Source organism: uncultured Ralstonia sp., from assembly GCA_913056305.1.
Classification (GTDB): Bacteria; Pseudomonadota; Gammaproteobacteria; order Burkholderiales; family Burkholderiaceae; genus Ralstonia.
In genome coordinates this window covers 13358-31483 of the sequence record CAJXMR010000039.1, presented here as the reverse complement: position 1 = coordinate 31483, position 18126 = coordinate 13358, and the positions used below count along the sequence as shown (strand labels likewise).

Genomic DNA, 18126 nt, shown 5'->3' with positions numbered 1-18126 from the left:
TGTTGCCGCCGCCCACCACGGCCACTTCCTGGCCCTTGTAGAAGAAGCCGTCGCAGGTAGCGCAGGCCGACACGCCACGGCCCGAGAACGTCTCTTCCGACGGCAGACCCAGGTATTGGGCCGAGGCGCCGGTAGAGATGATCAGCGCGTCGGCGGTGTACTCGCCGGAATCACCCACCAGGCGGATGGGCTTTTCGTTCAGGTGCGCGGTGTGGATGTGATCGAACACCACCTCGGTCTTGAAACGCTCGGCGTGCTCGAGGAAGCGCTGCATCAGGTCCGGGCCCTGCAGGCCTTCGATGTCGGCCGGCCAGTTTTCCACATCGGTGGTCGTCATCAGCTGGCCACCCTGGGCCAGGCCGGTGACGAGCACGGGGTTCAGGTTGGCCCGGGCGGCGTAGATGGCGGCCGTGTAGCCGGCGGGGCCGGAGCCGAGGATCAGCACTTTTGCGTGTTTTGCCATGATGCGTTCGGTATGTGCGCGGCACGAGGGGTGAAGCTGCCGCCGTGCAGGCTAGGTGAGGGTGACGGGCGCCATTATAAAGTGGCCCCCCCTCATCCGCCCGGTTGTAAATTCCAATGGCGGTGATAGGGGCGCGTTACAATCCTCCGCATCGTTTTCTTGCTGTCCCAAGCCGCCTGGCCTGCCCGCCGTGCGGCGCACCCGTCTCCCGCATGGCCCGAGCTTCCACCACCCCGACGACCCGTACCGACCCCGCCGCATTGCCGTCCCGCATCGGGCGGCTGCTGGGCGAGGTCCGCTGGTTCCTGTTGCTGGCGGTGACCATCGCCTTCCTGATCATCCTGCTGTCATATAACCGGGCCGACCCCGGGTTCTCCCACGCCAGCCAGGTCGACGAGATCCGCAACCTGGGTGGCCGTGTGGGCGCGTGGCTGGCCGATCTGCTGCTGTTCGTCTTCGGTGCGTCCGCCTACTGGTGGGCGGTGGTGCTGGTGCGCAAGGTGTGGCGCGGCTGGCGCGAACTGATGTCGGACGAGCGCCTGCCGCGCGCGGCGATGCCGCGCGTGGACGCCAGCGTCACCTGGATCGGTTTCGCGCTCATCCTGGCCTCCAGCATGGGCCTGGAAGCCATTCGCATGTACACGCTGCACATCAAGCTGCCGCGCGCGCCGGGCGGCGTGCTGGGTGACCTGATCGGCGGTGCCATGCAGCATGCGCTGGGCTTTACCGGCGGCACGCTGATGCTGCTGCTGATGTTCACGGTCGGGCTGTCGCTGTTCTTCCATTTCTCGTGGCTGAACCTGGCCGAGCAGATCGGCGCGGGCGTCGAGATGCTGTTCGTCGGCTTCAAGACGCGCCGCGAGAGCAAGCAGGACCGCGCCATCGGCGAGGCGGCCAAGGTCGAGCGCGAGGAGGTGGTCGAAACCCGCCGCGTGCGCATCGAAGAAGCCCCGCCGGTGCAGATCGTGCGCCCGACCGCCGTGGTCAAGAGCGAACGCGTGGAGCGCGAGAAGCAGCAGCCGCTGTTCGTCGACATCCAGGATTCCGACCTGCCGCCGCTGGCGCTGCTCGACCCCGTCCCGCCCGTGCAGGAAACCGTGAGCGCCGAGACGCTGGAGTTCACCTCGCGCCTGATCGAGAAGAAGCTCAAGGACTTCGGCGTGGAAGTGCAGGTGGTGGCGGCCTATCCGGGCCCGGTCATCACGCGCTACGAGATCGAGCCGGCCACGGGCGTGAAGGGCAGCCAGATCGTCAACCTGGCCAAGGACCTGGCGCGCTCGCTGTCGTTGGTCTCCATCCGCGTGGTGGAGACGATTCCGGGCAAGAATTTCATGGGCCTGGAGCTGCCGAACCCGAAGCGCCAGTCGGTGCGCCTGTCTGAGATCCTCGGCTCGCAGGTCTACAACGAGAGCGTTTCGCAGCTCACGCTGGCGCTGGGCAAGGACATCGCCGGCAAGCCGGTGGTGGCGGACCTGGCCAAGATGCCGCACTGCATGGTGGCCGGTACCACGGGTTCCGGTAAATCGGTCGGCATCAACGCGATGATCCTGTCGCTGTTGTACAAGGCCAAGGCTGATGCCGTGCGCCTGATCCTGATCGACCCGAAGATGCTGGAACTGAGCATCTACGAGGGCATCCCGCACCTGCTGTGTCCGGTGGTGACCGACATGCGCCAGGCCGGCCACGCCCTGAACTGGGCCGTGGGCGAGATGGAGCGCCGCTACAAGCTCATGAGCAAGATGGGCGTGCGCAACCTGGCCGGCTTCAACAAGAAGATCGACGAGGCGGCGGCGCGCGAGGAGAAGATCCCCAACCCGTTCAGCCTGACACCCGATGCGCCGGAGCCGCTCGACAAGCTGCCGATGATCGTGATCGTGATCGACGAGCTGGCTGACCTGATGATGGTGGTCGGCAAGAAGGTCGAAGAGCTGATCGCGCGGATCGCGCAGAAGGCGCGTGCGGCCGGTATCCACCTGGTGCTGGCGACGCAGCGCCCGTCGGTGGACGTGATCACGGGCCTGATCAAGGCCAACGTGCCGACGCGGATCGCCTTCCAGGTCAGCAGCAAGATCGACTCGCGCACGATCCTGGACCAGCAAGGCGCCGAGGCGCTGCTGGGCATGGGTGACATGCTTTACCTGGCGCCCGGCACCGGCCTGCCGGTGCGCGTGCACGGCGCCTTTGTATCGGATGAAGAGGTGCACCGTATCGTCGACAACCTCAAATCGCAGGGCGAGCCGAACTACATCGAGGGCATCCTCGAAGGCGGCGTGCTGGATGGCGAGGGCGGCGACAGCATGGGTGGTGGCGCGGGCCTCGTGGGCGGTGGCGGCGGTGAGGCTGACCCGCTCTACGACCAGGCCGTCGACGTGGTGCTGAAGAACCGCCGCGCGTCGATCTCGCTGGTGCAGCGTCACCTGCGCATCGGCTACAACCGCGCCGCGCGCCTGCTCGAAGACATGGAAAAGGCGGGGCTCGTCTCCGCTATGTCCGGCAACGGCAACCGCGATATCCTGGCGCCCAACCGCAACCGCAACGGCAACGTCGTCGAAGAGGAATGACGCGGCAGTTACCCGCGTTACCTCCAGTTACCTCGTTGCGGGAATGTTCCCGCGCGGCCGGCCACTAACAACAAGATCAACTGCTTACCGGGATTCCTATGTTTGTGTTGAAAGCACGTCACCTGATGGCCGCCGGGCTGGTGTCGCTGGCGGCATGGTCGGCCGGCGCCCATGCGGGCGCGGTCGAGCAGCTCAACGCCTTTGTCAGCAACGTCACCACGGCGCGCGGCGAGTTCGTGCAGCGCCAGGTCAAGGGCGGCACCAACGGCAGCCCGCTGCGCGTGGCCGGCACCTCCAGCGGCGATTTCGTCTTCTCGCGCCCGGGCCGCTTTGTCTGGCGCTATGTGAAGCCGTACGAGCAGCAACTGTCCGCCGACGGCCAGACGCTGTACATCTACGACAAGGATTTGAGCCAGGTCACGGAGCGCAAGCTTGACGCCTCGCTCGGCTCGAGCCCTGCGGCTATCCTGTTTGGCAGCAATGATCTCGCCAAGAATTTCGCGCTCAAGGAAGGTGGCACCAAGGATGGCATTGACTGGGTCGAACTGACGCCCAAGGCAAAGGACACCCAGTTCGAGCGCATCGCCATCGGCTTCCGCGCGGGCGAATTGGAGGGGATGGAGCTGCGCGACGCCTTCGGCAACACCACGCTCTTGACGTTCTCGCATATCCAGAAGAATCCGCAACTGCCGGCCAACGCGTTCCGCTTCGTGCCGCCCAAGGGGGCTGACGTCATCAAGCAGTAACGCGCAGAAGCCGGTTTTCGACAAGGAGATCGACCATGCGTATGCCAACTTCCACGCCGTTGCAACGCGCCGCGGCGATCGCGGTGCTGGCGGTGGTGTTTTCCGGGTGCGCGCAGATGCGTGCCTCGCGCTTTGATGTCGATTCCTTCCTGTCTGCGCCGGATACCGTGCTCTCCGAGGTGCTGGTGAATACGGATTTCCTGCGCGCCACCAAGCTGCCGGACGCGGAATGCGCGGCGCTGGTCAAGGGGCACGCCGCGCAGGTCGTGGTGTTGCCCAACCCGCCGGACCCGCGCCTTCCTGACGCCGCGTCCCGCAAGCCGTTCGTGATCCAGCCGCCGGGCAGCGAGCACGTCTGGCTGCTGCTGCGCGGCGCGGACGGCGTGCAGTCGTGCCACGGCCCGCTGCCGGCCAGGGAGTTCATGGGGATGGTGCAGCGCGCCTCCAACTGAGCGCACCGCCTGAACCTCAAGCGTGCGCCGCCTTCATGTCCGCGACGAAGGCGGCCAGCAACTCATTGCGCCGGGCATCACGGCGCACCACCATGTCGAACGGCACGTCGTAGCGCATCGCCTCCGGTGCGAGCGGGGCCAGCAGGCCCTGCGCCACGTACGGTGCCGCAAAGTGCTCAGGCAGATAGCCCAGGTGCCGGCCCGATAGCACCAGCATCGCCACGGCTTCCATATTGTCGGCCAACGCTGTCACCAGCCGCTCGGCGGGCGATCCCGCAGCCTCGGGCAGCGGATAGCTGCGCCAGGCCCAGGCGTGGGTGAGGGCGTCCTCGGGCGCCACCAGTCCGGCTTTGCCGAACAGCGGATGCCCGCGCCCCGCATACGCGAGCTGCGTCTCATGAAAGATCGTCGTGTAGTCGAGCGCCGGCACGCGGTGCCAGAAGTAGCCGATTGCCATGTGGATCTTGCCGTCGAGCAGCAGCCCCTCCAGCTCGCCGGGCGGGCGCACCGACACCGTGAAGTGCACCGACTCATCGCGCTGGCGGAAGCGCTCGATGGCCTGGCTGATGCGCGCGTTGGCGTTGACCGGTGCATGGCCGATCAGCCCCAGGTTGAGCGTGCCCACCAGCGTGCGGCCGACCTTGCGTGCTTCCGCGCTGAAGGTGTCCAGCGCTGCCAACAGCTTGCGCGCCGAATCCACGAACTGCCCACCGCGCGCCGTGAGCCGGAAGCCGCTGCGCCCGCGCTCGCATAGCCGGTAGCCCAGGCGCGTCTCCAGCGTCGAAAGCTGCGTGCTGATGGTCGATTGCCCGACATTGAGCGTCGCCTGTGCGGGCGTGATGCCGCCCGCATCCACCACGGCAAGGAAGACGCGGATCAGCCGCAAGTCCAGATCAGAAGGTTGTCCCAGCACGGCAGATACATCGATTGCGATCGATGTTTGATTCGGAGATTTCGCATTCTACGCACGGAAACCATCGGCAAGAATGCCTATCACCTCAACACAATCGCATCGCTGTCACGCGATGTGATGATCTGAACGCCATGAATGACCGCGCCGAATTCCTCCAGCCGATGTCCGGCAACGCCATGCCCCGCTTTGGCGGCATCGCCACCATGATGCGGCTGCCCGCCGCCGAATTGACCACTGAAGCGACCGCCGGGCTCGATGCCTGCTTCGTCGGCGTGCCGTTCGACCTGGGCACCTCCAATCGCAACGGTGCGCGCATGGGCCCGCGCCAGATCCGCGCGGAATCCGTGCTCCTGCGCCCATACAACATGGCCACACGCGCCGCGCCGTTCGACTCGCTGCGCGTGGCCGACATCGGCGATGTGGCGACCAATCCGTACAACCTGCACGACTCCATCGACCGCATCGAGGCGGCCTACCGCGACATCATCGCCAATGGCTGCCGCCCGATCGGCCTGGGCGGCGACCACACCGTCACGCTGCCGATCCTGCGCGCGATGCACGCCAAGTACGGCCGCATCGGCCTGATCCACGTCGACGCGCATGCCGACGTGAACGACACCATGTTCGGCGAGAAGATCGCCCACGGCACGCCGTTCCGCCGCGCGGTGGAAGAGGGGCTGCTCGACTGCGACCGCGTCGTGCAGATCGGCCTGCGCGGCACCGGCTACGCGGCCGAGGACTTCGACTGGTGCCGCCAGCAGGGCTTCCGCGTGGTGACGGCGGAGGAATGCTGGCACCACTCGCTCGTGCCGCTCATGGAGGAAGTGCACGCGCGCGTGCAGGGCGGGCCGGTCTACATCAGCTTCGACATCGACGGCATCGACCCGGCCTACGCGCCCGGCACCGGCACGCCCGAGATCGGCGGCCTGACCGTGCCGCAGGCGCTGGAGATCGTGCGCGGTGCGCGCGGGCTCGACATCGTCGGTGCGGACCTCGTGGAGGTGTCGCCGCCGTATGACCCGTTCGGCACGACCGCGCTGCTCGGCGCCAACCTCGCGTTCGAGCTGCTGTGCGTATTGCCGGGCGTCGAGTACCGCGCCTGAGAACCTGCTCACGATCCTACTGCGCGGCCCGATCTTGGCCCTGTGATGCTCACCGTACCCATGTACGGTTGCGCTTCTCGGGCCAACCTCGTGCCGCTCGCTACGGATCGTGAGCAGGTTCTAACGCTTCATCCAAAACAACAATCAGGAGACCCCATGCACCCCACCCAACCCGCCGCTCAGCCGCGCCGCGCGGCGATGGCATCGTTCATCGGCACCACCATCGAGTGGTACGACTTCTACAGCTACGCCACCGCTGCGGCGCTCGTCTTCGGGCCGTTGTTCTTCCCCGGCGAGAACCGCCTGCTGGGCCTGCTGGCCTCGTTCGGCTCGTTCGCGATCGGCTTCCTGGCGCGGCCGATCGGCGGCGTGCTGTTCGGCCGCATCGGCGATCGGCTTGGCCGCAAGCGCGCGCTGATGGGCACGCTCACCCTGATGGCGCTCGCCACCGTGCTGATCGGCTGCCTGCCGACCTATGCGCAGGCAGGGTGGATCGCGCCGGTCGCGTTGGTGGCGCTGCGCGTGCTGCAGGGCATTGCTGTGGGCGGCGAGTGGGGCGGGGCGGTGCTGCTGGCGGGCGAACACGCGCCCAAGGGCCGGCGCACGTTCTTCGCGTCGTTCGCGCAACTGGGCAGCGCGGGCGGGCTGATCCTGTCGATGCTGGCGTTCTCCGCCGTCAGCCGGCTGGAGCCGGACGCGTTCATGCAATGGGGCTGGCGCCTGCCGTTCCTGGCGAGTGCCGCGCTGCTGGTGGTGGGTTTCGTGATCCGCCTGTCGGTCAACGAATCGCCGGAGTTCGAGGCCATGCAGGCCACCGGCGACGTCGCCAAGCAGCCGCTGGCCGAGGCGCTCAAGGCGTGGCCGCTGATCCTGCTGGCCATCGGCGCCAACGTGTACGGCATCGCGGGCGTGTACTTCAGCAACATCTTCATGATCTCGTACGCCACGCAGTACCTGCAGCTCGATCGCGCGATGATCCTCGACTGCATGTTCTGGGTGGCGGTGCTGCAGTTCTTCGTGCAGCTCGGCGCGGCCACTCTGGCGGACCGCTTCGGCACGCGCCGTGTGCTGACTATCGTGGCGGCCTTCGCCATCGTCGTGCCATTCATCATGTTGCCGCTGGTGCGCATGGGGCAGCCGGGCACTGTGTTTGCGGGCGTGGCAATCGCCACGCTGTGCGAGTCGGGCTACTACGCCATCATCGCGGGCTTTGTCTCCGGGATGTTCGCGGCGCGCATCCGCTACACGGCGATCTCGCTGTCGTACCAGGTGTGCGGTGCGTTTGCCGGCGGGCTGACGCCGTTGGTGGCGACCGTGCTGGCGGACCAGTTCTTCCCGCAATGGTGGCCGATGGCGGTGTTCTACGCTGGGTTTGCGGCGCTGTCGCTGGTGTGCGTGGTGTGGATCGGGCGGCGCCAGGCCGATGCCGCCGAGCCGGCCTTGGGCGCCCGCGCGGCCTGATCCGGCTGGGCGGGAAGGGCATCCGGGCGGTTTCTGCGACAATCCCCGCATGAACGCTTCTGCTTCTCTCTTCCCGGACGCGCCCGCCCACATGCCGTTGGCCGAGCGCCTCCGCCCGCAGTCCGTCGACGAGGTGATCGGCCAGCAGCACCTGCTGGGCGCCGGCAAGCCGCTGCGTGTGGCGTTTGCCTCCGGTGAGCCGCATTCGATGATCCTGTGGGGCCCGCCGGGCGTGGGCAAGACCACGCTGGCGCGGCTGATGGCGGATGCCTTCGATGCGGAATTCATTGCGCTCTCGGCCGTGCTGTCGGGCGTGAAGGACATCCGCGAGGCGGTGGAGCGCGCCGAGCAGTTCCGCGCGAACGGGCGCCGCACGCTGGTCTTCGTCGACGAGGTGCACCGCTTCAACAAGAGCCAGCAGGACGCCTTCCTGCCGCATGTGGAAAGCGGCCTGTTCACCTTTATCGGCGCAACCACCGAGAACCCGTCATTCGAGGTGAATGGCGCGTTGCTCTCGCGCGCGGCGGTGTACGTGCTCAAGAGCCTGTCGGACGACGAGCTGAAGCAACTGGCCGAGCGCGCCCGGCTGGAGCTGGGCGGCTTCGAATGGACGCCTACCGCACTCGACGCCGTGGTCGCCTCGGCCGATGGTGATGGTCGCAAGCTGCTCAACAACATCGAGATCGTCACCCGCGCCGCGCGCTCGCAAGTCGAGGGCGATGCCGCTCCCGTCGTCGACGAGGCGCTGCTGGCCTCCGCGCTGTCGGAAAACCTGCGCCGCTTCGACAAGGGCGGCGATGCGTTCTACGACCAGATCAGCGCGCTGCATAAATCCGTGCGCGGCTCCGATCCGGACGGGGCGTTGTACTGGTTCTGCCGCATGCTCGACGGCGGCGCCGACCCGCGCTACCTCGCGCGCCGCATCGTACGCATGGCGTGGGAAGACATCGGCCTGGCCGACCCACGCGCCCCGCGCATCACGCTGGACGCGGCGGAGACGTATGAGCGCCTCGGCTCGCCGGAAGGGGAGCTGGCGCTGGCGCAGGCGCTGATCTACCTGGCCATCGCGCCCAAGTCCAACGCCGGCTACAACGCCTACAACGCGGCGCGCGCCTTCGTCAGCCAGGACAAGTCGCGCGCGGTACCCGTGCACCTGCGCAACGCCCCGACCAAGCTGATGAAGGAACTCGGCTACGGCCACGCCTACCGCTACGCCCACGACGAGCCCGAGGCCTATGCCGCCGGCGAAACCTACTTCCCCGACGACCTGCCCGCACAGCAGTGGTACGTTCCGACGCCGCGGGGCCTGGAGGGCAAGATCGGCGACAAGCTGCGCCACCTGCGCGAACTGGATGCGCAGTGGCATGCCGAGCAGGGCAAATCCTCCCGCAATAAATAAGCACGCCGGGCCGGTGCGATAAAATCGGCCCTTTTGATCGTTCGCAATCCTCGGTTTCTCTCCCCACCATGCTTGATATCCAACTGCTCCGCAAAGACCTCGACGCCGTGGCTGCGCGCCTGAAGCTGCGCGGCTTCGACCTCGACGTGGCGGCCTTCGGCGCACTCGAGGCGGAACGCAAGGCCATCCAGACCCGTACCGAAGAACTGCAGGCTCGCCGCAACAGCCTGTCCAAGCAGATCGGCGTGCTCAAGGGCAAGGGCGAGGATGCTTCGGGCGTGATGGCAGAAGTCTCCGGCATCGGCGACGCGCTCAAGGCGTCGGCCGCACAGCTCGACGAGGTGCAGGCCAAGCTGCAGGACCTGCTGCTGGCGATCCCGAACCTGCCGCACGAGAGCGTGCCGGCCGGCAACGACGAGACGCAGAACGTGGAAGTGCGCCGCGTCGGCACGCCGCGCGCGTTCGACTTCCCGGTCAAGGATCATGTGGATCTGGGTAGCGCGCTGGGGCTGGATTTTGATGCGGGCGCCAAGCTGTCGGGTTCGCGCTTCACGGTCCTGAAAGGGCAGGTGGCGCGCCTGCATCGTGCGCTCGCGCAGTTCATGCTCGACACGCACACGCTGGAGCACGGCTATACCGAGGCGTATGTGCCGTACATCGTCAACGCTGCGTCGATGCGCGGCACGGGCCAGCTGCCAAAGTTCGAAGAAGACCTGTTCCGTGTGCCGCGCAAGATGGGTTCGGGCGCGGAGGATGAAGCCGGTCGCCCGGTCGAGAACTTCTACCTGATCCCGACCGCCGAGGTGCCGCTCACGAATATCGTGCGCGACGAGATCGTCGCCGGCGATGCGCTGCCGATGCGGTTTGCCGCCCATTCGCCGTGCTTCCGCTCGGAAGCGGGCTCGCACGGCAAGGACACGCGCGGCATGATCCGCCAACACCAATTCGACAAGGTCGAGATGGTGCAGATCGTCCAGCCGGAGACGTCGTTCGACGCGTTGGAGGCCATGACCGGCCACGCCGAGACCATCCTGCGCAAGCTGGAACTGCCGTTCCGCACCGTCGTGCTGTGCACGGGCGACATGGGCTTCGGCAGCACCAAGACGTACGACATCGAGGTGTGGATCCCGGCGCAGAACACGTATCGCGAGATCAGCTCGTGCTCGAACATGGGCGACTTCCAGGCGCGCCGCATGCAGGCGCGCTTCCGCAACGCGCAGGGCAAGCCGGAGCTGGTGCACACGCTCAACGGCTCGGGCCTGGCCGTGGGCCGCACGCTGGTGGCCGTGCTGGAGAACTACCAGAACGCCGACGGCTCGGTGACGGTGCCGGCGGTGCTGCGCCCGTACCTGGGCGGCCAGGAAGTGCTGAAACCGGCCGTTTGAAGGGGATTGCTGGAACCCCTTGATCGGGGCGGAAAAAGTCTGTTATAGTCGCGGTTTCGCGATTCAGCGACCAAGTTACCGGAGAGGTGGCAGAGTGGTCGAATGTACCTGACTCGAAATCAGGCGTACCGGCGACGGTACCGTGGGTTCGAATCCCACCCTCTCCGCCAGCATTACTAGCGTACCGGTCAAACGGCGCCTAGTTCGAACAAAGCCCCGCCACTGGTGGGGCTTTGTCGTTTACGCATTCTCAGCAGTACCGTTAGCCTGAGTTTTCAGGCGTTTTGCGTCGCCATTCTCAGAGCGCTAGGGCGGCAGTACCGATAGCCAGTCTTGCTGCCGATATCGGTGGTGAATCAGGCGGGGATGAATCCGAGCAACTGGCGTTGGGTGGCCCAGTCGATGGGCAAGGGTACGCGTTGTCTGAGGGCATCCGAGGTCAGGTTCGGCGGTTGGGTGCCGTCCAAGATGGCCCGCACAATGTCGGGCGCGAGGAAGGCCCGGTATATGACGCGCGTCGCAAAAGAGCAAGTGACATCTTCCGCTTCTGCAATGGCGGCGATGCTCGTGGCCCGCCCGGAGGTGAGTTGCTCCAGCCAGCGCTGTGCCTTCGCCTGCAACGCGACCAAGCGCGTATCGGGCTCCCGGCGCTGGGGGCGTGCGCCGGTGACCAGCAGTCGCATCGCCAGTCCGCAACGCCGTATCTGTACGGGCATGGCCAGCGTCACGGTGGGTTGGTGCCCAGATGCGTGATTTGTTGCATCGTGGGTGAGCAGGGCCATTGGCTGGACGATGACCTGCACCGACTGCGACTCTACGACGACTTGCTGCACCAATCGATGAATCGCCGCGTATTGCTTTGCCGCTTCATCGAGATCTTTGGCCAATCGGTGGCTCTCGGCCAGAACGCTTTGTACCCGCGCGGGCGGGATGCCGGCGAGTGCCTCTAGCACGGCATCCGCATCGACGAGCCAGTGACGCAGCGCATCGACCACCACGGTTTCCAATTCCTGCGCCGGCAGGCGCAAACCGTCTGGGGCGTGGTCCCGGTTCTTGGTGACCAGTGGCTCCGACACGTAATACCGATAGCGCTTGGCCCGCTTCTGGCTGTGCGACGGAATCAGGCGCCGACCCTGATGATCGACCAGCCGTCCCGCCAACAGACTGGTGGATGGGCTTGTTTGACGTTCCCGATGGCCTTGGCGGTTCTCCAGCAGCTTGGCCTGCACCGCCTCCCACAACTCCATGTCAATGATGGCCGGGTGCTGACCCGCATGCACTTGATCCTTGTGCTGGATCTTGCCCAGATAAACCGGTGATGCCAGGATTCGATACAACTGCCCCCGGCTGAACGGCCTGCCGCCATATGCCCGCCCACCGTTCGAAACCCGACCTGGCGTCACCATCCCATCGCGATCCAATTCATCTTTCAGCGCTCGCACGGAGCCCAGTGCCAGATAACGGCTGTACAGACGCCCGACCAATGCTGCATCAGCGGCATCGACCTCCAGCGTGCGCCCATTGGCGCGATACCCGATTGGCACCATCCCGCCCATCCACATGCCTTTCTGCTTGGACGCAGCAATCTTGTCCCGGATGCGTTCTCCCGTGACCTCCCGCTCGAACTGCGCAAAGGACAGCAACACATTGAGGGTCAGCCGCCCCATCGACGAAGTCGTATTGAACTGCTGGGTGACCGACACAAACGACACCCCGCACGCGTCGAACTGTTCGACGATCTTGGCGAAGTCGGCCAGTGACCGGGTCAATCGGTCCACCTTGTAGACCACGACGATCCGCAGGCGCCGTGCCTGCACATCCGCCAACAGGCGTTGCAGCGCCGGACGTTTCATTGTTCCGCCCGAGAATCCCCCGTCGTCATAGTGAGTTGCCAGTGCATGCCAGCCCTCGTGCTGCTGACTCAGGACATAGGCTTCACAGGCCTCGCGTTGCGCGTCGAGCGAGTTGAAACCCTGCTCAAGCCCTTCCTCGGACGACTTACGGGTGTAGATCGCACAGGCGAAAGATCCACGTTTCACGACTTGATTCCGAAGAACACGGGTCCAGACCAGGCGGTGCCAGTGATCGCCTTGGCGATGGCCGACAGGCTGCCCCAACGCTTGCCGGCATACCAATACCCATCGTCCAGCACAGTGACCTGGTGTGTATCGCCTTGCCAGACGCGAATCAGGTGCGAGCCCGTCGCCAGCTTCGGCGTGGCGGATGGCGCGGCCCGTAGCAGACGGCGCCGGTCGGACGGAGCGAGTCCGCCCAGAGCCGCAACCTGCATCTGCCAGCCCAGCGCCTGACGAAGAAACTCGGCACGGCACCTGGCCGGCGCCGGGTGACCGAACACTTGCTGCCAGCGTTCAGCCAACGCCGCCCGGTCCATCGCCATCAGTGAAGAGAGGTCAACGCTCATACCGGCTCCGCGATCCGATAGCGGCGGGTTCCATCCACCGTTTCGGAAATCACCGGCAGTTGCAGGCGCTTGCGCAACACGCCGCTGATTGCACCGCGTACGGAGTGGGCCTGCCATCCGGTGGCGGCCGTCAGATCAGCGAGGCTAGCACCGGGTGCTTGCTTGATCAGGGCGATCAGTCGGGCCTGCTTGGTGGCGGGAGCCTCCGCTGCGACAGTGGAAACGGGTGGCGGCATGGTCTTCCGGCGGCGGCTGGTGGCGGGCGCCTTGGCTTGCGTCGCCTTGAGGCCCTTGCGGCTCTTCGCCGGACCGGCTGCGGACTTGGTCGCGGAGGCTCGGCGGGGTGCCTTCGGGGTAGGGGATTTGCTCATCATGCGCTCCTGGTGTGGGCCGCCACGCCAGCCGTGGCGGTGACACCAGTAACGCTCTGAAGGGGCGACATATCAAGTCAATCTGCGTCGGGGCCCCCGACGGTGGACCCGTCTGCGTACACGACCATCGTCGGCTGCATCTCTGCCGAAAATTGGCCGTCTTCCAGGTCCATCAGGTTGCGGCCTTCATCCGTGAACTCGTTGACCTTTCTGACTCCCTTCCAGACGTATTCACCGCCCGGCGGGATTGTGTGCTCGATATCCACGCCGCTCTTGGAGATCACTTCCCCGAAGGTGTCCTTGAACACGAGTTGCAGCTTGACGCCCTTGATGGCTTTGGAGCCCGAATTCTTGACGCCGATCTGGACGGAGAATCGGTTGTCGGCCTGGCCTGCACCGAAGTTCCGCGGGATGTAGCGCTGCCCCATGAAGGTGAGCACGACGGTCTTGCTGAGTTCGGCAGCCGTGGCCGCCTGCTTGGCCTCAAGCTCGGCCTTGAGTCGTTGCTGGGCTGCTTTCTTGGCGTCCTGCTCGGCCATCCACTGTCGCTGCGCATCGATGGCCTGCCCGACGGTCGTGCCGACCGGCATGCCTTGCTTGCCGAGGACTTCGCCCAACTGGGTTCGTAGCAGGTAGGCGGCAAGGAAGCCCTTGTCAGCCTCACTGAGGTTCTTGATCTTCTGTGTGAACTCGCCGTCCCACTGTTTGGGGTCGGTGGGCACGACGGCATCGGTCGGCTTCGAACATCCGGCCAATGCGGTGCAGAGCATCAGCGTCGTAGCTATGGCCCTGAGGCTCGTGCGGCTCTTCGTGGGATCACCGGTGGTCTTGGCAGCAGCAGGGTGGGAGGCCCTGGGGGTAGCAGATTTGCTCATGATGCGTTCCTGGTGTAGGCCGCCACGGCAGGGGTGACGGTGACACCAGTACCGCTCTGAAGGGGCGGCACATCAAGTCAATTGCGGATGGACACTGCCGCCAGTTTTCGGCCACTAAGCGTCATTGGCTGAAGAGGCCGGGGGGACATCTTTGCGACAAACAAGCGCAACATCCCCCCCCTGGCTAGTCGTTGTCATAGCCTTCGCGGCCTTCATTGGCGTGGGGCTTGCCGCATACATCTACAGCAGCTTCCCGAGCCCCGAAGAGTCCTGTATTAGCAACTGCGCAGCCGTCGGCAAGCGCGGGGTCATGGAGTACGTTATCCGTGAGGAGCTGACGCGAGGGATGTACAGCAGAGGGCCGCAAGAGTGTCGCTGCAGGTAATGCTCCTTCCGCATCGGGCAGAGTTCGGCCAAAAACAGAAGTTCGCCCAGCGTCAACCAACGTCTGATGAACACTGGGGCCGGACGTTGGAGACTGTTGCCTGCTCGGCCAATTGCGTGAGATTGGGCAAGAACAAGTGAGCGCGGTGGGGGTGTCGACTGATCACTGTTACTGCGGCAAAACCTCCTACTCCGACCGATCCTCCCGGAATTGCGTAGGCGATAAGCCGGTCCATCGCTTGAATGCACGAGCGAAATTGCTGGTGCTGGTAAAGCCGAGCACGAAAGTGATTTCGGTGACGGAGCGTGTTCGCTGTTGCATGTAATTGCAAGCCAGTTCCCTGCGTGTGTCGTCCATCAATTGCAGGAAATTGGTGCCGCGCTTCGCCAGCCGCACCTGCAAAGTCGCCGGGCTCATGCACAACGCTTCCGCGACCTTCTCCCTGCTGCAATCACCGGAGGGCAGCAATTCGATGATCTTCAGCGTGACGCCGGTCACTACATCGGTCTTGTCCAGCCGCGCAAGATATTGATTTGCGACGTTGTCATTGAGTTGTGCCAATTCCGGGCAGGCTCCGCCGAGCGGCTGCATCAATTCATGCCTGTCGAAAGTCAGCGTCGTGGCCTGATTCGAAAAACTGATCGGTGCTCGCATCAAGGCGCGGTACGGCTCGTCGCCTTCATGCGGCATCGGACGATGGAATTCCACGGACAGCGGATTGAAGCCCGGCTTGTACAACATGCGCATCGTCAGCACCAGGAAACCGACGAGTGCGTCTTCAGTTTCGGCACTGACCTCTGTCTTGAAGTCGGTGGCGCGCATGGCAATCCTGTCGCCTTCTTCAATAACGCGGAGGGTCGCCGCTTGCGACACCAGCCGGAAGTGCCGCTCCAGCCGGCGACAGAAGTCGAGCAGTGTGCTGCTGGCAGCGAGCGCGTAACCGAGCGCATGCAAATTGGAGATATGGATGTGCCGGGCGACCGACAGGCCGAAATACGGATTGTTGGTGGCCTCCACGCAGGCGCGGTAAAGCCTGGTCAGGGTGGCGACAGGCAGCCGAACCATGGGGCCATTCACCATGTGAGGTTGCACGCCGACGGAGCGGAAAATGCGCTCGCTGTCCACTCCGCTTGCGTCCAAAGTCTTGGCGATTGCCGTGCAGTACCCCCCTATGGTCGTCGCTACCTGCGCTGCCGCGAGGGGGGAGTGGCGGTCGGATCTCATGGCGCGGCAATGTTGACAGATGGGGGCGGCGGCTGATTTTACACCGCCCTTGATCTGGTCAAGGTGCGCTCGGCCGCTACCTTGAGACGTGCCAGAACAGCAACCCTTCTTCCAGTGCTCCCCCCGCTTGCGCGTTCCACGAGTGAGCGCCCCGGATCGCTTTGCGGAATGCATTTTTCGCTCCAAAGAGCCGCGCGGTCGTTTCCTCCTTCCTACGATGCATTCCCACAGCGGACAGGTTTGCTCCGTCCGCCACAACAACAATCACGGCCATCCAGGAGACACCATGAGCGAAGAAACATTGCTGTTTGAAGTAGCCGGTGCAGTCGCGCGCTTGACGCTGAATCGTCCTAAGGCGATGAACGCGATGAATATGGCGCTGCTGGCCGAGCTGGACCGCCGGCTGGCACTGATCGCCGCCGATGATGCGATTCGCGCGCTGGTGGTAACCGGCACCGGCGCCGCATTCTGCGCCGGCGCGGACTTGAAGGAAGTGCTGGCAAGTCAGAAGGCGGAGCCCGGCGAAGCCGACTTCCTCGACCGTGCCGACGCCACGTTTGCGTGCCTGCGCAATTTCCCCAAACCGGTGATCGCCGCGCTTAACGGCGTTACGATGGCCGGCGGCCTGGAGCTGGCGATGTGCGCCGACATCGTCATTGCCGCGGAGAGCGCCGCCATCGGGGACGCCCACGCCAACTTTGGCGTCTATCCCGGCGCCGGCGGCGCAGCGATCTTGCCGCGCCTGATTCCCCAGAATATCGCCATGTATCTGCTGTTGACCGGCAAGACGCTTTCGGCGGCTGAAATGAAGGCTTACGGTTTCGTATCCGAAGTGCATCCCGACGGCGAACTAGCCGAGGCAGCGATAAAGCTGGCCGGCCAGATTGCCGGAAAGAGTCCGATCGTGCTGCGTCGCATGAAGGAAGTCGCACGTGCCTCCGCCGACAAGAGGCGGGACGATGCCTTGCTTCATGAGCAAGTCATGCTGCGCCGCCATCTGCGCAGCTTCGACCTGCAAGAGGGCTTGCAGGCATTCGCCGAAAAGCGCGCGCCGCAGTTCCAGGGCCGCTAAGCCCGTTCGATTTCTTCATCCTGCTTTTCTCATTCCACTGTCGGGAATTACATGAACGATATCTATGTTGCCGGTGTCGGCATGACGCCGTTCGGACGCTTGCTTGACCGCGGCGTCTACGGCATCGTCAGCGAGGCCGTCGCTTTGGCATTAAAAGATGCCGGTGCAGAGGCCGCCGACATCGGCTCGGTGTTCTATGCGACGCTGACCAATGGCCAGTTCCAGGGGCAGACCGCGATTCCTGGACCGATCGCCATGCGCCGCCTCGGCATCGAAGGCATTCCGGTGTTTAGCGTCGAAAACGCCTGTGCCGCTGGCTCTTCGGCATTCAACTTGGCTGTGCAGGCCCTACGGGCCGGGACCTGTGACGTAGCGCTGGCCGTCGGCGCCGAAAAGATGAACATCGCCGACAAGGCCAAGATGTTTGCCGCGTTCGACGGCGGCTGGGACGTCTCGACTGTCGAGGAAAACAAGAAGACCCTGCTGGCATTAGGCGAAGGCGTGGAGCCCCCACCCGGCACCATGTCCGACCGTCCCTACAGCGTGTTCATGGATGTCTATGCAGCCATCGCTCGCAACCATATAAAGCGCTACGGCACCACGCAGCGTCAGATCGCTGCAGTGGCGGCCAAGAACCACCAGCACTCGGTGCATAACCCGCTGGCGCAATTCCAGCAGCCAATGACGATCGAGCAGGTGTTGGCTTCGCCGCCGATCGCCTACCCGCTGACAACGGCCATGTGCTCGCCGATCAGCGACGGCGCTGCCGCCGCTCTCCTGTGCACCGCCACCGGCCTGAAGCGCCTGCGGGGCGCCCCGGGCCGCGCGGTGCGCGTGCTGGCCAGCGTCATTCAGACCGGCACGACGCGCAGTCTCGACGAGCCGCAGAGGATCATCGCGCATCTTGCAGCGAAGAAAGCCTACGAACAAGCCGGCGTCGCTCCGCAGGACGTTGACGTTGCCGAAGTGCACGATGCCTCGGCCGTTGGCGAGATCCTCAACGCCGAATCGCTGATGCTGGTGCCGTTCGGCGAAGGCGGCCCTGCGGCCGAGCGCGGCGACTTTACGATCGGCGGACGCATCCCGATCAACCCGTCCGGCGGGCTCGAATCGAAGGGTCATCCGATCGGCGCTACCGGTCTCGGCCAGATTCACGAACTAGTGACGCAGTTGCGCGGCGAAGCCGGACAGCGCCAGATCCAAGGCGCACGCATCGCAATCCAGGAAAACGGCGGCGGTCTGTATGGCATCGAAGAAGCCGTGGTCGGCATCAACATGCTGGCAAAACAATAAG

16 protein-coding genes and 1 tRNA gene are annotated in these 18126 nt (G+C 65.0%); 10 read left to right on the top strand and 7 right to left on the bottom strand.

The window, feature by feature from the left end:
• Nucleotides 1–463 (bottom strand): FAD-dependent oxidoreductase (locus QZ609_RS09340; protein WP_295493659.1); only part of this gene is annotated, 463 nt, incomplete at its 3' end.
• A 212-nt stretch (nt 464–675) separates the two neighbouring features.
• Here QZ609_RS09340 and QZ609_RS09335 point away from each other — a divergent pair.
• The 3 genes from QZ609_RS09335 to QZ609_RS09325 all read left to right on the top strand — a co-directional run bounded on the left by QZ609_RS09335 (nt 676) and on the right by QZ609_RS09325 (nt 4222).
• A complete protein-coding gene (locus QZ609_RS09335) occupies nt 676–3024 on the top strand; it encodes a DNA translocase FtsK (protein ID WP_295493656.1) in 2349 nt (782 codons plus the stop codon).
• 98 nt (nt 3025–3122) lie between these two features.
• On the top strand, nt 3123–3770 hold the full coding sequence (gene lolA, locus QZ609_RS09330; RefSeq protein WP_295493654.1) for an outer membrane lipoprotein chaperone LolA: 648 nt from the start codon (nt 3123–3125) through the stop codon (nt 3768–3770).
• 35 nt (nt 3771–3805) lie between these two features.
• On the top strand, nt 3806–4222 hold the full coding sequence (locus QZ609_RS09325; protein WP_295493651.1) for a hypothetical protein: 417 nt from the start codon (nt 3806–3808) through the stop codon (nt 4220–4222).
• 16 nt (nt 4223–4238) lie between these two features.
• Here the strand turns inward: QZ609_RS09325 and QZ609_RS09320 are convergent, their stop codons facing one another.
• Nucleotides 4239–5135, bottom strand: coding sequence for a LysR family transcriptional regulator (locus QZ609_RS09320; RefSeq protein WP_295493648.1), 897 nt, complete (start codon nt 5133–5135; stop codon nt 4239–4241).
• A 131-nt stretch (nt 5136–5266) separates the two neighbouring features.
• Here QZ609_RS09320 and speB point away from each other — a divergent pair, with 131 nt between their 5' ends.
• From speB to QZ609_RS09295, 5 genes are all read left to right on the top strand, one after another.
• Entirely contained in the window at nt 5267–6238 is a 972-nt protein-coding gene (gene speB, locus QZ609_RS09315; protein ID WP_295493645.1) for an agmatinase, read from the top strand.
• 156 nt (nt 6239–6394) lie between these two features.
• Entirely contained in the window at nt 6395–7699 is a 1305-nt protein-coding gene (locus tag QZ609_RS09310) for an MFS transporter (RefSeq protein WP_295493642.1), read from the top strand.
• 91 nt (nt 7700–7790) lie between these two features.
• On the top strand, nt 7791–9098 hold the full coding sequence (locus QZ609_RS09305; RefSeq protein WP_295493661.1) for a replication-associated recombination protein A: 1308 nt from the start codon (nt 7791–7793) through the stop codon (nt 9096–9098).
• 68 nt (nt 9099–9166) lie between these two features.
• Nucleotides 9167–10483 carry a serine--tRNA ligase gene (gene serS / locus QZ609_RS09300; RefSeq protein WP_295493639.1) on the top strand — a complete coding sequence of 439 codons (1317 nt, stop codon included), beginning with the start codon at nt 9167–9169 and terminating at the stop codon, nt 10481–10483.
• Between the two features lie 80 nt (nt 10484–10563).
• Nucleotides 10564–10653 (top strand) — tRNA-Ser (locus tag QZ609_RS09295).
• A 186-nt stretch (nt 10654–10839) separates the two neighbouring features.
• On the opposite strand, the gene QZ609_RS09290 is transcribed toward QZ609_RS09295, so the two are convergent.
• The 5 genes from QZ609_RS09290 to QZ609_RS09270 form a co-directional block, all read right to left on the bottom strand.
• Entirely contained in the window at nt 10840–12522 is a 1683-nt protein-coding gene (locus tag QZ609_RS09290) for a recombinase family protein (protein WP_295493637.1), read from the bottom strand.
• On the bottom strand, nt 12519–12905 hold the full coding sequence (locus tag QZ609_RS09285; protein WP_295493634.1) for a DUF2924 domain-containing protein: 387 nt from the start codon (nt 12903–12905) through the stop codon (nt 12519–12521). The genes QZ609_RS09290 and QZ609_RS09285 overlap by 4 nt, the downstream gene beginning before the upstream one ends.
• A complete protein-coding gene (locus tag QZ609_RS09280; RefSeq protein WP_295493632.1) occupies nt 12902–13276 on the bottom strand; it encodes a DUF3489 domain-containing protein in 375 nt (124 codons plus the stop codon). The genes QZ609_RS09285 and QZ609_RS09280 overlap by 4 nt, the downstream gene beginning before the upstream one ends.
• A gap of 77 nt (nt 13277–13353) precedes the next feature.
• Nucleotides 13354–14151: a hypothetical protein gene (locus QZ609_RS09275; RefSeq protein WP_295493630.1), complete on the bottom strand. Its 798-nt coding sequence runs from the start codon at nt 14149–14151 to the stop codon at nt 13354–13356.
• A gap of 571 nt (nt 14152–14722) precedes the next feature.
• On the bottom strand, nt 14723–15661 hold the full coding sequence (locus QZ609_RS09270) for an AraC family transcriptional regulator (protein ID WP_295493628.1): 939 nt from the start codon (nt 15659–15661) through the stop codon (nt 14723–14725).
• Between the two features lie 385 nt (nt 15662–16046).
• On the opposite strand from QZ609_RS09270, the gene QZ609_RS09265 reads away from it, so the two are divergent.
• Nucleotides 16047–16832 (top strand): enoyl-CoA hydratase/isomerase family protein, encoded by a 786-nt coding sequence (locus QZ609_RS09265; protein WP_295493626.1) that lies wholly within the window; start codon nt 16047–16049, stop codon nt 16830–16832.
• Between the two features lie 51 nt (nt 16833–16883).
• Nucleotides 16884–18125 (top strand): thiolase family protein, encoded by a 1242-nt coding sequence (locus QZ609_RS09260; protein ID WP_295493623.1) that lies wholly within the window; start codon nt 16884–16886, stop codon nt 18123–18125.
• Nucleotide 18126 lies beyond the last annotated feature (1 nt).